16 protein-coding genes are annotated in these 13,725 nt (G+C 73.2%); 3 read left to right on the top strand and 13 right to left on the bottom strand.

Features of this window, described 5'->3' with window-relative positions; all coding sequences use genetic code 11:
* Positions 1–51: 51 nt before the first annotated feature.
* Genes glmM through rplM form a run of 3 tightly spaced genes read right to left on the bottom strand, consistent with a single transcriptional unit; the run spans position 52 to position 2,297 of the window.
* Positions 52–1,431 (bottom strand): phosphoglucosamine mutase, encoded by a 1,380-nt coding sequence (gene glmM / locus HC251_RS03580; protein WP_219943952.1) that lies wholly within the window; start codon positions 1,429–1,431, stop codon positions 52–54.
* 10 nt (positions 1,432–1,441) lie between these two features.
* Positions 1,442–1,954: a 30S ribosomal protein S9 gene (gene rpsI, locus HC251_RS03575; RefSeq protein WP_370651272.1), complete on the bottom strand. Its 513-nt coding sequence runs from the start codon at positions 1,952–1,954 to the stop codon at positions 1,442–1,444.
* Positions 1,845–2,297, bottom strand: a complete 453-nt coding sequence (rplM, locus tag HC251_RS03570) for a 50S ribosomal protein L13 (protein WP_219943950.1) — start codon at positions 2,295–2,297, stop codon at positions 1,845–1,847. Before rplM ends, rpsI begins: the two co-directional genes overlap by 110 nt.
* 197 nt (positions 2,298–2,494) lie before the next feature.
* On the opposite strand from rplM, the gene HC251_RS03565 reads away from it, so the two are divergent.
* Positions 2,495–5,197 carry a DUF6351 family protein gene (locus HC251_RS03565; RefSeq protein WP_219943949.1) on the top strand — a complete coding sequence of 901 codons (2,703 nt, stop codon included), beginning with the start codon at positions 2,495–2,497 and terminating at the stop codon, positions 5,195–5,197.
* A 36-nt stretch (positions 5,198–5,233) separates the two neighbouring features.
* Positions 5,234–6,499 carry a threonine ammonia-lyase gene (gene ilvA, locus HC251_RS03560; protein WP_370651271.1) on the top strand — a complete coding sequence of 422 codons (1,266 nt, stop codon included), beginning with the start codon at positions 5,234–5,236 and terminating at the stop codon, positions 6,497–6,499.
* A 98-nt stretch (positions 6,500–6,597) separates the two neighbouring features.
* Here the strand turns inward: ilvA and truA are convergent, their stop codons facing one another.
* Entirely contained in the window at positions 6,598–7,428 is an 831-nt protein-coding gene (truA, locus tag HC251_RS03555) for a tRNA pseudouridine(38-40) synthase TruA (protein WP_219943947.1), read from the bottom strand.
* A 214-nt stretch (positions 7,429–7,642) separates the two neighbouring features.
* Positions 7,643–8,053, bottom strand: coding sequence for a winged helix-turn-helix transcriptional regulator (locus HC251_RS03550; RefSeq protein ID WP_370651270.1), 411 nt, complete (start codon positions 8,051–8,053; stop codon positions 7,643–7,645).
* A gap of 82 nt (positions 8,054–8,135) precedes the next feature.
* On the opposite strand from HC251_RS03550, the gene HC251_RS03545 reads away from it, so the two are divergent.
* Positions 8,136–8,777, top strand: coding sequence for an NADPH-dependent F420 reductase (locus HC251_RS03545; RefSeq protein WP_219943945.1), 642 nt, complete (start codon positions 8,136–8,138; stop codon positions 8,775–8,777).
* Positions 8,778–8,828: 51 nt separating this feature from the next.
* Here the strand turns inward: HC251_RS03545 and rplQ are convergent, their stop codons facing one another.
* The 8 genes from rplQ to HC251_RS03505 all read right to left on the bottom strand — a co-directional run bounded on the left by rplQ (position 8,829) and on the right by HC251_RS03505 (position 13,716).
* Complete coding sequence (gene rplQ, locus HC251_RS03540) at positions 8,829–9,185, bottom strand: 50S ribosomal protein L17 (protein ID WP_219943944.1); 357 nt, start codon at positions 9,183–9,185, stop codon at positions 8,829–8,831.
* 1 nt (position 9,186) lies between these two features.
* A complete protein-coding gene (locus HC251_RS03535) occupies positions 9,187–10,128 on the bottom strand; it encodes a DNA-directed RNA polymerase subunit alpha (protein WP_219943943.1) in 942 nt (313 codons plus the stop codon).
* A 51-nt stretch (positions 10,129–10,179) separates the two neighbouring features.
* The gene (gene rpsD / locus HC251_RS03530) at positions 10,180–10,794 is read right to left on the bottom strand and encodes a 30S ribosomal protein S4 (protein ID WP_219943942.1); all 615 of its coding nucleotides are present in this window, start codon (positions 10,792–10,794) and stop codon (positions 10,180–10,182) included.
* Between the two features lie 13 nt (positions 10,795–10,807).
* Positions 10,808–11,206: a 30S ribosomal protein S11 gene (rpsK, locus tag HC251_RS03525; RefSeq protein WP_219943941.1), complete on the bottom strand. Its 399-nt coding sequence runs from the start codon at positions 11,204–11,206 to the stop codon at positions 10,808–10,810.
* A complete protein-coding gene (gene rpsM / locus HC251_RS03520) occupies positions 11,206–11,583 on the bottom strand; it encodes a 30S ribosomal protein S13 (protein ID WP_219943940.1) in 378 nt (125 codons plus the stop codon). The genes rpsK and rpsM overlap by 1 nt, the downstream gene beginning before the upstream one ends.
* A 46-nt stretch (positions 11,584–11,629) precedes the next feature.
* On the bottom strand, positions 11,630–11,743 hold the full coding sequence (gene rpmJ / locus HC251_RS03515) for a 50S ribosomal protein L36 (protein WP_219943939.1): 114 nt from the start codon (positions 11,741–11,743) through the stop codon (positions 11,630–11,632).
* A gap of 81 nt (positions 11,744–11,824) precedes the next feature.
* On the bottom strand, positions 11,825–12,049 hold the full coding sequence (gene infA / locus HC251_RS03510) for a translation initiation factor IF-1 (protein WP_219945608.1): 225 nt from the start codon (positions 12,047–12,049) through the stop codon (positions 11,825–11,827).
* Between the two features lie 188 nt (positions 12,050–12,237).
* The gene (locus HC251_RS03505) at positions 12,238–13,716 is read right to left on the bottom strand and encodes an extracellular solute-binding protein (protein ID WP_219943938.1); all 1,479 of its coding nucleotides are present in this window, start codon (positions 13,714–13,716) and stop codon (positions 12,238–12,240) included.
* Positions 13,717–13,725 lie beyond the last annotated feature (9 nt).

Genomic DNA, 13,725 nt, shown 5'->3' with positions numbered 1-13,725 from the left:
AGCGATCCTACCGAGCGCCGCCCCGATCCTCGTCGGCGCGGCCCGGTCCGGTCAGGAGGGGCCCGGCACCTGGTGGCCGTCCGCGGCGCCGCCGGCGGGGGCCGGGAGGGCGGCCTCGAGGGCGGCGGCGACGGACTCGGCCTCGTCGTGGGTCGGGGCCTCGACCATGACCCGGACGAGGGGCTCGGTGCCGCTGGCCCGGACCAGCACCCGGCCCCGCCCGGCCAGGGCGATCTCGGCCTGGGCCACCTCGGCGGCGATCCCCGCGGCCACGTCGCGGGCGTTCCCGGCGACCCGGACGTTGCGCAGGACCTGGGGCAGGCGGACCATCACCGAGGCCAGGTCCTCGAGGGTCCGCCCGGAGCGCTTCACGGCGTCGAGCACGCCGAGGCCGGCGAGCAGGCCGTCGCCCGTGGTGGCCCGCTCCCGCAGGATGATGTGGCCCGACTGCTCGCCGCCGAGGGCCAGCCCGTGCTCCTCGAGCGCCGACAGCACGTGGCGGTCGCCGACGGGGGTCTCCACCACCCGGATGCCCTCGGCCTCCATGGCCTGGCGGAACCCGAGGTTGGTCATCACGGTCACGACCACGGCGTCGTCGTGGAGCAGGCCACGGGACCGCATGTCGAGGGCCAGCAGGGCGATGAGGTGGTCGCCGTCGACGAGCCGCCCGGCGGCGTCGACGGCCAGGACCCGGTCGGCGTCGCCGTCGAACGCGAGGCCGGCGTCGGCGCCGCGGGCCAGCACGGCCGTCTGCAGGGCCTCGGGGTGGGTGGACCCGGAGCCGGCGTTGATGTTGGTGCCGTCGGGGTCGGCGTGGAGCACCGTGACCGTGGCGCCCAGCGAGGCGAGGACCTGCGGGGCGATCTCGGAGGCGGCGCCGTGGCCGCAGTCGACGACGACCTTGAGCCCGCCCAGGTCCCGCCCGTCGAGCACGTCGTGGGTCAGGTGGTGGGCGTAGCGCTCCCAGGCGTCGGGCGCCGAGCGCAGCCGGCCGACGAGGTCGCCCCCCGGGCGCGTGGGCGAGCCGGGGATGCCCTCGGCCTCGATGCGCTCGAGGTCCGCCTCGAGGCGCTCCTCGGTGGCGTCGTCGAGCTTGAGCCCGCCGGTGCGGAACAGCTTGATGCCGTTGTCGCCGAAGGGGTTGTGCGACGCCGAGATCATGGCGCCCGGCAGCTGGTCGGCGGCGGCGAGGAACGCCAGGCCGGGCGTGGGGATCACGCCGAGGTCGACGCTCGTCGCCCCCTCCGACGCCAGCCCGGCGGCGAAGGCGGCGTGCAGGAGCGGCCCCGACACCCGGGTGTCGCGGCCGACGACCCATGGACCCGGACCGAGGGTGCGGGCCGCGGCGCGCCCGAGGGCGAGGGCCAGCTCGGGCGTGAGCTCGGTGTTGGCCGCGCCCCGGACCCCGTCGGTCCCGAACCTCAGCGTCAAGGCTGGGCGATCAACGCTTCGAGTACTGCGGAGCCTTGCGGGCCTTCTTGAGGCCGTACTTCTTGGACTCCTTCTCCCGGGCGTCCCGGGTGAGGAAGCCGGCCGCCTTCAGCGTGGGGCGGGTCTCCTCGTCGAGGGCCACCAGCGCCCGGGCGATGCCGAGGCGCATGGCGCCGGCCTGGCCCGAGGGGCCACCGCCACCCATGGTGACGTCGATGTCGTAGCGGTCGGTGGCCTCGATGGCGACCAGCGGCTCCGACAGGACCATGCGGTGCGTCTCGTTCGGGAAGTAGTCCTCGACGGCGCGGCCGTTGATCGTGATCTTGCCCTCGCCCTCACGCAGGCGGACGCGGGCGATGGCGCTCTTGCGGCGGCCGGTGGTCTGGGTGAGGGGCTTGGACACGGGTGGTCTCCTACGCGGTGGCGCGACGGGCGCCGGGGATCTCGAGGACTTCGGGCTTCTGGGCGGCGTGCGGGTGCGTCGGGCCGGCGTAGACCTGCAGCTTGGTGAGCTGCTGGGCACCGAGGCGGGTGTGCGGGAGCATGCCCTTGATGGTGCCGCGCACCGTGTCGGCCGGCTTCTTGGCCAGGGCGTCGCCGTAGGTCTGCTGGCGGATGCCGCCCGGGTAGCCGGAGTGGCGGTAGAGGATCTTCGTCTCCGCCTTGTTCGAGGTGAGGACGATCTTGTCGGCGTTCACGATGATGACGTGGTCGCCGGTGTCCATGTGGGGGGCGAAGGTCGGCTTGTGCTTGCCGCGGAGGATCCGGGCGACCTCGGTGGCCAGCCGGCCGAGGACGAGGCCCTCGGCGTCGACGACGTACCAACGCCGCTGGATCTCACTGGCCTTCGGCGAGTAGGTGGGCACGACTGTTCTCCTCGATCCGGCAGAGCCGGGCGTACTGTGGGGCGGGGCCGCAGACGGGGCTCGCGCCACGTCACAGCCCTCCGGGCCGACTGGCAACTCTACGGTCCGCCCTCCACCCCGGGCAACCTGGCGTCTGCTAGGGGGCGTTCACCCGTCTGCCGGGCAGGACCCGACGGGACGGCGCCGAAGGACCCCGGATGGGATCGCCTGACGGACGACGACGGACCCGGCGCGCCCGGCTGCGGGGCGGGCTCGCCGCCCTGGGGGTGCTGGGCGCCACGCTCGTCGTCTCCCCACCCGCCCCGGCGCCGGCCCAGGTCCCGGTCGGTCCAGCCGAGGTCGATGCCGACCTCCACACGCTCCGCACCCCGCCCCTGGGCGACGGGCAGTTCGAGATCATCACCCTGTCGACCATGCCCGACACGGTCAGCGGCGGCGACGTGCTCGTGGCCGTGCGAGGCCTCGACCCGGGGGCGCCGCTGACGGTCACCCGCGACGGCACCGACGTGACGGCCGCCTTCGCCACCCTCGCCGACGGCGAGCGGCGGGGCCTGGTCACGGGGCTGACCGAGGGCGAGAACACCCTGGTCGCCGTGTCCGGGGGCCAGCGGGCGACCCTCGTCGTGCGCGACCACCCGGTGACCGGACCGATCATCTCCGGGCCGCACCAGGAGCCGTTCGCCTGCCGGACCGAGGACGCCGGGCTGGGCGCACCGCTCGACGAGGACTGCTCGATCGCCCCGACCTACCAGTGGTTCTACCGGTCGACGACCGACCAGGGCTTCCACGAGCTGGCCGACCCGTCGGCGCCCTACCCCGACGACGTCATGGCCACGGAGACCTCGAGCGGTGAGGCCGTGCCCTTCGTGGCCCGGGTCGAGACCCGCACGATCAACCGGGGCATCACCCGCATCGCCGTGCTCGACGATCCGGCCGGCCGCGACGACCCGATGGCGTTCGCCGGCGGCTCCTTCGACGGCCGGGTGTACCACGCCTTCGGCGAGTCCTGCGGGGTGGGCCACCAGCAGGGCGTCAACGACCCGATGATGGTCCTGGGCGCCGTCGACCTCACCCAGGTGTCGGCCGACCGGCTGCTCATCAACCTCACCGGGATCGACCAGATGCTGGGCCGCGGGCACGCCACCGTGCACTCGACGCTGACCAGCTTCGGCGTCCACTGCAACCCGTTCATCAGCATCGAGACGGCGATGATGGTGAAGGAGCACATCAGCGAGCAGTACGGCCTGGTCGAGGCGGTGATCGGGACCAACGGGTCCGGCGCCGCCCTCCAGCAGTACAACGCCATCAACAACGCCCCCGGGCTGCTCGCCGCCGGGATGCCGACGGCCACGTTCACCGACATCCCCTCGACCGCCATGACCGTGGCCGACTGCGGCCTCCTGCAGGGCTACTACGACGCCACCACGCTCTCGTGGACCGACACCCAGAAGGCCGCCGTTAACGGCCACAACCTCCTGAGCGGCAACCAGCTCAACGCCATCTGCCAGAGCTGGAAGGACGCCTTCTTCAGCCGCCTCGACCCGACGGCGTCGTGCGTCCCGGCCGAGCAGCGGTACGACCCGGCGACCAACCCCGACGGGGTGCGCTGCACCCTCCAGGACTCCAACGTCAACCTGTTCGGCATCGACCCGGCCACCGGCTTCGCCCGCCGGCCCCTCGACAACGTGGGGGTGCAGTACGGCCTGGCCGCCCTCCAGGCCGGCACCATCACACCCGAGCAGTTCGTCGACCTCAACACCCGGATCGGCGGCCTCGACATCGACGGCCAGCCCCAGCCCGAGCGCCACGCCATGGACCCCGAGGTGGCCGCCATCCTCTACGAGTCCGGCACCATCGTGGGGCGGGGGGCGCTGGGCGAGACGCCGGTCATCGACCTGGGCCCGTACCTCGACCTCATCCCGGTGGCCAACATCCACGAGTCGGTCCGGCCGTTCCAGGTCCGGGCCCGGCTCCGGGAGCACACCGGCCAGGACGACACCCAGGTCATCTGGCGGGGCGTGGTCACCCAGGCCGATGCCCTCGACGAGGCCGAGGAGTGGGTGACGGCCACCGCCGCCGCCCGGCCCGACCCGGGGGGCGACCACGTGGCCGCCGTCGCCGGGGCCCGGCCGGCGTCGGTCTACGACCGGTGCGCGTTCGGCACGATCGGCGGGCGGCTCGACACCGCCGCCATCAACGGGCCCCTGGGCCTGGTCCAGGGACCGCTCCTCCCCGGCGCCGACCTCCCCGACCTCGGCCTCCCGCTCCGGGTCGACGTGCCCGAGGACTTCGACTCGGGCCTGGGCCCGTGCTCGCTCGTCCTGCCCGTCGTCTCGACCCCCCGGGCCGTGGCCGGCATGCCGCTCACCGACGACATCGTGAAGTGCCGGCTCCAGCCGATCGACCCCGCCGACTACCCGCCGTCGATGACCCAGGACCAGCTCGACGCCCTCGCCGCCGCCTTCCCCGACGGGGTCTGCGACTACGACCAGCCCGGTGTGGGCGAGGTCGAGCGGTCGATGATCTGGCCGTCGCTCGGCGGCGAGGTCCTCCAGCCGCCCACCCCGCTGACGTGGCGGGTGGGGCGGTCCCAGCCGACGGGTGAGGAGCCGCCGCCGGAGGAGCCGCCCGCCAGCGTCCCCCAGCCGCCGGCCAGCGTGCCGGGACCGCCGCCGTCGACACCCGCGACCCCCGACCCGGTGGGCGCCGGGGGTGACGGGTCCGCCGCCCCCTCGACCCCCGGGAGCGGGCGGGGCACCGGATCCCGGGACGGGGTGCTCGCCCGCACCGGCCTCGACTCGCTCGACGTCCTCGTCCCCGCCGCCCTGCTGGTCTTCGGCCTCGGCATCGCCCTCCATACCTTCTCCCAGCCGACCGGCCCCCGAGAGCGCCGCCGCTGACGCACGGATGGTGCCAGGCACCTTCCGTGCGCACGGATGGTGCCTGGCACCATCCGTGGCGTCCGGGGCCGGTGCCGCGTGGGTAGCGTCGCTCGAGTGCAGCTGGTGACCATCGACGACGTGCGGGCGGCGGTGCCCCACGTCGCCGACGTGGTCCGGCCCACCCCGGCCCAGCTGTCCGACACCCTGACCCGGCTGGCCGGCCGCGAGGTGTGGCTCAAGCCCGAGCACCTGCAGCGCACCGGGTCGTTCAAGGTCCGGGGGGCCTCGCACCACATCCGCTCGCTGCCCGACGACGGGCGGCCGGTGATCGCCGCGTCGGCCGGCAACCACGCCCAGGGCGTCGCCCTGGCCGCGACCCAGGCGGGGCGGCGGGCCACCGTCGTCATGCCCGAGACGGCGCCCCTCCCCAAGGTCGAGGCCACCCGGGCCTACGGCGCCGTCGTCCGGCTGGTGGGGCTCACCGTCGACGACGCCCTGGCCGAGGCCCTGTCCGCCGCCGCCGACGGCTCGGCGCACCTCGTCCCCCCCTTCGACGACCCGCTCGTGATCGCCGGCCAGGGCACCGTCGGCCTGGAGCTGGCCACCGAGGCGCCGGCCGTCGAGACCGTCCTCGTGCCCGTCGGCGGGGGCGGCCTGCTCTCGGGCGTCGCCGCCGCGCTGCGGGCCCTGCGCCCCGAGGTCCGCATCGTCGGCGTCGAGGCCGCGGGCGCCGCCGCCATGCGGGCATCCCTGGACGCCGGGCGGGCCACCACCCTCGACTCGGTCCACACCATCGCCGACGGCATCGCCCTGAAGTCGCCCTCGGCGCTGACCCTGGCCCACGTCGAGGCCCTCGTCGACGACGTGATCACCGTCTCCGACGAGGAGATCGGCCGGACGCTCGTGCTGGTGCTCGAGCGGTGCAAGGCCGTCGTCGAGCCCGCCGGGGTCGTCGGGCTGGCCGCCCTCCTGTCCGGGCGGGTGCCCGGCACCGGGCCGGCGCTGGCCGTCCTCTCGGGTGGCAACGTCGACCCCCTGCTCCTCGGCAAGCTGATCGAGCGGGGCCTGTCGGCCTCGGGCCGGTTCGTGCGCCTGCGCATCGTCGTGCCCGACCGCCCCGGGGCCCTGGCCCGCATCACCGGGCTGCTGGCCGCCCAGGGCCTGAACGTGCTCTCGGTCGACCACCACCGGGCCGGCGTGCGGGTCGGCGTCGACGAGGTCGAGGTCGTGTTCACCCTCGAGACCCGGGACCCGGACCAGCGCCGCGAGGCCGTCGACCGCCTGCGGGCCGAGGGCCTCCACGTCGACCTCCTCGGCTGAGGCGGCCGCCCCCTGCGAACTCGGTGGGAGATCTCGGACGAACACCCCACATCTGCCACCGAGTTCGGATGTCTCGGGTCAGTCCGGGACGGGTGGCCCTAGCCCGGGACGCTGGACCAGCCGGGGTAGCGGACCGTCCAGAGGGTGAGGCCGTGGGGCGGGGCCATGTCGCCGGACCGGGCCCGGTCGCGGGAGGCGAGGGCGCCGCGCACGTCGCCGGCGGTCATGCGGCCCACCCCGACGGCGACCATCGTCCCGACGATGCTGCGGACCATGTGGTGGCAGAAGGCCGACGCCTCGATCTCGAACCGCAGGTGGCCGTCGCCCTCGACGATCCACCGGGCCTCGGTGACCCGGCGGACCATGCTCGGCTCGACCTCCCGGCCCTTGGGCTTGCGGCAGAAGGTGGAGAAGTCGTGCTGGCCGATCAGCGGATCGCAGGCCAGCCGCAGGGCGGCCAGGGCCAGCGGCTTCTCGACGTGCCACGCCTGGCGGGCGGTGAACGGGTCCGGCTCGGGGTGGTTCCAGATCCGGTACCGGTAGCGCCGGGCCGTGGCCGAGAACCGGGCGTCGAAGCTGTCGTCGACCAGCTGCGGGTCCCGCACCGCCACCTCGGGCCCGCACATCTTGTTCACCGATCGCACCAGGGCGGCGAGGTCGCCCGGGCGAGCCACGCGGGCCTCGGCCACGTCGACGGTGAGCACCTGGCCGTGGGCGTGCACACCCCGATCGGTCCGGCCCGCGCAGGTGATCTCGACCTCGTGGCCCAGCCACCGGGCGAGGGCCTCGGCCAGGACGCCGGCGACGGTCCGCACGCCGTGGTTGGGGGCGAAGCCGTGGAAGTCGGTGCCGTCGTAGGCGACGGTCAGGCGCAACCGTCGTGTCGGCCCGACCGGCGTCTCGGCCTCCGCCGGGTCGAAGAGCGTCATGCCAATGACAGTACGGCGTCGGCGCAGCCGACCCCTCCAGGGCGGCGGGCGGGGTCGGAGGACGTCGTACGGCGACGGCGCAGCCGACCCCTCCAGGGCGGCGGGCGGGGTCGGAGGACGTCGTACGGCGACGGCGCAGCCGACCCCTCCAGGGCGGCGGGCGGGGTCGGAGGACGTCGTACGGCGGCGGCGGGGCCGCCACCGCCGGGTCACCTCACCGGGTCGATCGAACGGCACCGGCTCCTGCGTCGTCGGCCCACGGGTCGGTCCCGTCGAGCAGCTCCTCGGCGTGCTCGACGGCCCACTCCCCCAGCGCGGCGAGCGGCCCGTCGACGAGGGTGCGCCCGAGCGGCGAGAGGCCGTAGCGGACGCGCGGAGGAGCGGCGACCTCCCGCTCACGGGTGAGCAGGCCGGAGGAGACGAGCCGGCCCAGGCTCTCCGACAGCGCCTTGTCGCTGATCCCGCCGATGGCCGACCGGAGAGCGACGCGGCGCTGCGGGCCGGCCCTCAGCCCGAGCAGCACCACCGGGTCCCAGCGGTGGCGCAGCAGGTCGGTGGCGGCCCGGACCCGGCAGTCCGCCACGAACACCTCGCACGGGGTCGTCTCGTCGCCCACCCCACCCATCCAAGCAGGCCGTCGCGCACCGTCCGGTGCGCGACGCCGTCGGTATCGTGCCCCGCTCCACCGCCAGACCACGGGAGCAACCATGGAGATCGCCATCCTCGGGACGGGGAGCATGGCCCTGTCGCTCGCCACCGCCTGGGGCCGGGCCGGCCACACCGTCCGGCTCGCCGGCCGGTCACCGGATCGGGCGGCGGCGACGGCCGCGGCGGCCGGGCACGGGGCCTGCGCGACCGATCCCCTCGACGTGGCCACCGGCAGCGACATCGTCGTCCTGGCCGTCCCCGACGACGCCGTCGAGCCCGTCCTGGAGCGGGCCGGCGGCCCGGAGGGGATGCTCGCCGGGCTCCCGCTGCTCGACTGCGTCAACACCTTCGCCTACCCGAGCGGCCGGCTGACCGCCGACAGGGGCTCCGCCTCCGAACGAGCGCAGCACGTCGCCGTGGGCAGCCGCGTGGTCAAGGCGCTCACCCACTTCGCCGGGACCACGTGGCGGGACCGGGAGCCGGGCGACGAGGTGCCGACGGTGGCCATGGCCGGCGACGACCCCGACGCCCTCGCCGTGGTCGCCGGCCTGGTCCGCGACCTCGGCGGGCGACCGGTCACCATCGGCGGGCTCGACCGGGCCCGCCAGATCGAGGAGGCGGCCGGGTTCATCGTGGGTGTGGTCGGGGCCGGGGCCGACCCGAGGACGGCGGTCCCGTCGGTGCCGGCGCCCGAGGCCTGACGCGACGAGGGCGCCCCTCGGGGCGCCCTCGTGCAGATCAGGTGTGGTCGGTCAGACCAGCTCGACGCGGGCCATGGGGGCGTTGTCGCCCTGGCGCGGGCCCAGCTTGAGGATGCGGAGGTACCCGCCGTTGCGATCGGCGTAGCGGGGTCCGATCTCCTCCATCAGCTTGGCCGCGGCCTCCTTGTCGCCGGCGAGGGCCGACACCACCTGGCGGTGGTTGTGGAGACCGCCCTTGCGGGCCTTGGTGATGAGCTTCTCGGCCACCGGGCGCAGGGCCTTGGCCTTGGCCTCGGTGGTGGTGATGGCCTCGGCGGCCACGAGCGAGGCGACCAGGTTGGCCATCATCGCCTTCTGGTGGGCGGAGCTGCCGCCGAAGCGACGGCCCCTCTTCGGGGTGGCAGGCATCTCAGTCCCCCCGACCCTTGAGCGAGAGGCCCCGCTCGTCCAGCTTCACCAGGACCTCGTCGAGCGACTTCTGGCCGAAGTTGGTGATGGCCAGCAGGTCGTCCTCGGTCTTGAGCAGCAGCTCGCCGACGGTGTTGACCTGGGCCCGCTTGAGGCAGTTGCGGGGACGCTCGGACAGGTCGAGGTCCTCGATGGGCAGCTCGAGGTCGGGCGACCCGGTGGCGGCGCTGTCGGCCTCGGTGAGGACCAGGCCCTGCGGGTCGTCGCTCATGCCCTCGATCAGCTCGACCAGCGACTTCAGCGTGGCGCCGGCCGAGGCCAGGGCGTCCCGCGGGGTGATCGAGCCGTCGGTCTCGATGTCGAGGACCAGCTGGTCGTAGTCGGTGTCCATCTCGACGCGGGTCGGCTGGATGTCGAAGGCGACCCGGCGGACCGGCGAGAAGATCGAGTCCACCGGGATGATCCCGATGGTGGCGCCCTGCTTGTTGCGCTCGGCCGAGACGTAGCCCCGGCCCCGCTCGACGGTGACGTCGATCGAGAGGCGGCCCTTGCTGTTCAGGCTGGCCAGGTGCAGCTCGGGGTTGAGCACCTCGACGTCCGCGGTGAGCTGGAGGTCGGCGGCGGTCACCTCGGCCGGGCCCCGCACGTCGAGGCGCAGGGTCACCGGCGCGTCGGACTGGGAGGTCAGCACCAGGTCCTTGAGGTTCAAGATGATGTCGGTGATGTCCTCGGTGCACCCGGGGATGGTGTCGAACTCCTGGATGGCGTCGTCGAAGCGCACCTCGGTGACGGCCGCGCCGGGGATCGACGACAGCAGCGTCCGGCGGAGCGAGTTGCCCAGGGTGTGGCCGAAGCCGGGCTCGAGGGGGCTGATGGAGAACCGCTGGCGGTTCGCCTGCTCCTCGTCGAGCGCCTCGACGGTCGGGCGTTGGATGACCAGCATCGTGACTTCCTCAGTCTTCTACGTACAGGGGAGTTGGGGTGGGTGCGAGGACTACTTGGAGTAGAGCTCGACGATGAGCTGCTCGCGCACCGGGACGTCGATCTGGCTGCGGGTGGGCAGCTCACGGACCGTGGCCTGGAAGCCGTCGTCGCCGACCTCCAGCCAGTCCGGCGTGCGCCGGTCGATCGTGTCGAGGTTGTGGCGGATGACGATCATCCCGCGGGCCTTGTCGTTCAGGGTGACGACGTCACCCTTGCGGACCCGGTAGCTGGGGATGTCGACCCGCTTGCCGTTGACCTTGACCAGCCCGTGGCCCACGAACTGGCGGGCCTGGGGGCGGGTCGAGGCCCAGCCGGCGCGGAAGGCGACGTTGTCCAGCCGCTGCTCGAGCATGCGGAGCAGGTTCTCGCCGGTGACGCCCTGCTGGCGCGTCGCCTCCTTGTAGAGGTTGGAGAACTGCTTCTCGAGGACGCCGTAGATGTACTTGGCCTTCTGCTTCTCCTGCAGCTGGATCAGGTACTCCGACGGCTGGCGCCGGCGGGCCCGACCGTGCTCGCCCGGGGGGTAGGGCTTGCGATCGAGGAGCCGCTGCCCCTTGTCGTTCTCGAAGATGTTGACGTTCAGCCGACGGCTGATCTTGACCTTGGGTCCGGTGTAGCGAGCCATGTGCGAGGCCTCCTCAGACCCGGCGCCGCTTGGGCGGGCGGCAACCGTTGTGGGGCACGGGGGTGACGTCCTTGACGCCGGTGACCTCGATGCCGGTGTTCTGGATCGACCGGATGGCCGTCTCCCGACCGGAGCCGGGGCCCTTGGTCTGGACGTCGACCTTCCGGACGCCGTGCTCCATGGCCCGGCGGGCGGCCTGCTCGGCCGCCATCTGCGCCGCGTACGGCGTCGACTTCCGCGAGCCCTTGAAGCCCACGTTCCCCGACGACGCCCAGGCGAGGACGTTGCCCTCCTGGTCGGCGAAGGAGATGATCGTGTTGTTGAACGAGCACTTGATGTGCGCCACCGCGTGGGTGACGTTCTTCCGCTCGCGCTTGCGGGGGCGGCGGCCTCCCGGCTTCGGCTTGGCCATTACTTGCGCACCTTCTTCTTGCCGGCCACGGTCTTCTTCGGGCCCTTGCGAGTACGAGCGTTGGTCTGGGTCCGCTGTCCGTGGACGGGGAGCCCCTTGCGGTGACGGAGGCCCTGGTAGCAGCCGATCTCCATCTTGCGCTTGATGTCCTGCTGGACCTCGCGCTTGAGGTCACCCTCGACCTTGAGGTTCTGGTCGATCCAGGCTCGGATCTTGTTGACCTCGGTGTCGGTGAGGTCGCGCACCCGGGTGTCGGCGTCGACGCCGGTCTCGGTGCAGATCAGCGCGGCGGTGGTGGCGCCGACGCCGAAGACGTAGGTGAGGGAGATGACGAGGCGCTTCTCCCGAGGGATGTCGACGCCAGCGATGCGGGCCATTCAGAGAGCTCCGAGGTGGATCGAGGAGTTGGAGGGGGTCATGGGATCAGCCCTGCCGCTGCTTGTGGCGGGGGTTGGTGCAGATCACCTGGACGCGGCCGTGCCGGCGGATGATCTTGCACTTCTCGCACATCGGCTTGACGCTGGGGCGGACCTTCATGAGGCGGCTTTCGGGTGGCGCCGAGCGGGCTCGGCCAGGGAGGACGGGTGGGGGTGGCGGGCGGAGGACAGGGTGGGAGGGCTACTTGAAGCGGTAGGTGATGCGGCCGCGGGAGAGGTCGTAGGGCGTGAGCTCGACCTGCACGCGGTCACCCGGGAGGATCCGGATGTAGTGCATGCGCATCTTCCCCGAGATGTGGGCGAGGACGGTGTGGCCGTTCTCGAACTCCACCTTGAACATGGCGTTCGGCAGGGACTCGAGGACGGTCCCCTCGAGCACGATGGCGTCATCTTTGGGCTTCGGCAGCGTTCCACTCCTGGCCTGTGCGGGCGTCGGTCCGGGGCTCCGTGCCGCACCGTCAGGCACCGCGCGAGGGCCCCCTGGGCCGACTGACGATGCTAGACGCGCACCTCAGCCCGTTCCAACCCCGGTGGAGGACCGCCCATCCTGCCACGCCCGACGGGGCTCCGGGGCGATGCCCCGGCGGCGGCCTGCTACTCGTTGTCCTCGATGAAGGTGTCGAGGGCGGCCTGGATGTCGGCGTCGGCCTGGGCGATGGCGTCGGCGGGCGAGGCCCCCTCCAGGACCATGGCCTCCAGGCTGGCCTTGATGGCGTCGGTGTAGTCCGTGTACGGCCCGACCTGCGGCCCGGGGCGCTCGGGATCGACGGTGAGCAGCTGCTCGTAGCCCACCCGCAGCATCTGGCCGGCCAGGTCGCTCGCCCAGTAGTCGGCCACGTCGGGGTCGCCGGCGGCGGCCTGGGTCGTGGGCAGGTAGCCGCCGATGAGGTGCCAGTCCGTCTGGCTCTCGGCGCTCCACATGAACTTCATGAAGTCCCAGGCGGCGGCCTGCTGCTCGGCCGGGACCGTGTTGGTCATGAAGAAGGCGCCGCCCGACACCCGCACCTGGCCGGGCTCCTCGAGCCCGGGGAACGGCCCGGCCTGGGGGGTGATGCCCTCGGGGTCGAGACTGCCCACGTTCAGGCCGGCCTCGGCGTCGTAGGACTCGCCGCCCAGGACGGCCTTGATGGTGACGGCGGCGGTCGAGGTCTCGATGACCATGGCCGAGTTCTTCTGGGCCACGGCCAGGTAGTGGTTGATCTGGCCGTCGGTGGCCGAGTGGGCCTCGAGCAGGCCGTCGTCGGCCATGCCGTCGATCCACTCGTAGACCTCGTGGGTGGCCGGGTTGTCGAAGGTCGACTCGTCGGCGAGGCCCTCGCGCCCGTTCTCCTTGTTGACCACGGTCTCGCCGGCGCCGGTGATCCACGACTCGACGAACCACGAGTTGAGGATCAGCGACAGCGGGCTCTCGACCCCGGACTCCTTGAGGGCCTCGGCGTCGGTCCGCAGCTCGTCCAGGGTCTCGGGCGGGTCCGTCGGGTCGAGGCCGGCCGCCTCGAACTGGTTGGCGTTGTAGTACAGGACCGGCTCGGACACGTTGGTGTAGCCGGGCCAGTAGACGCCCTCGGAGGTGTAGTAGTTGCGCACCACCGGCAGCTGGCCGGTCTCGAAGTCGTCGGCCTGCTCGCACGCCTCGGCCGGGAGGATGACGCCGCTCTCGACGACCTCGCGCAGGGTCGTGTCCTCCAGCATGACGATGGGCGGGATCTGCCGGCTGGGGATGCCGGCCACGAACTTGCGCAGCACCTCCTCGTAGGAGTTGCCCTGGGTCTGCACGTTCAGGCGGACCGCGTCCTGGCTCTCGTTGTACCGCCGGCCCAGCTCGACCATGTAGTTGGCGGGCTCGCCGGTGAAGCCGTGCCACAGGTCGATCTCGACCGGGCCGTCGGCCTCGTCGAGGGCGTCGACGGGGCAGTCCGGCAGGGCGATCTCCTCGCCCTCGCCGTCACCCCCGCCGCCGCCGGGGCCGGCGCTGGTGCCCTGGGACTCGTCCCGCACGCAGGCGGCGGCGGTGATGGCGAGCACGGCCACCACGAGCAGGTGGACGAGCGGACGGGGGGCGGGGCGGGACACGGGGTCTCC

Source organism: Iamia sp. SCSIO 61187 (assembly GCF_019443745.1).
Taxonomy (GTDB): domain Bacteria; phylum Actinomycetota; class Acidimicrobiia; order Acidimicrobiales; family Iamiaceae; genus Iamia.
Note: the sequence above shows the minus strand (reverse complement) of the source record. Positions and strands in the feature narration are given on the sequence as shown.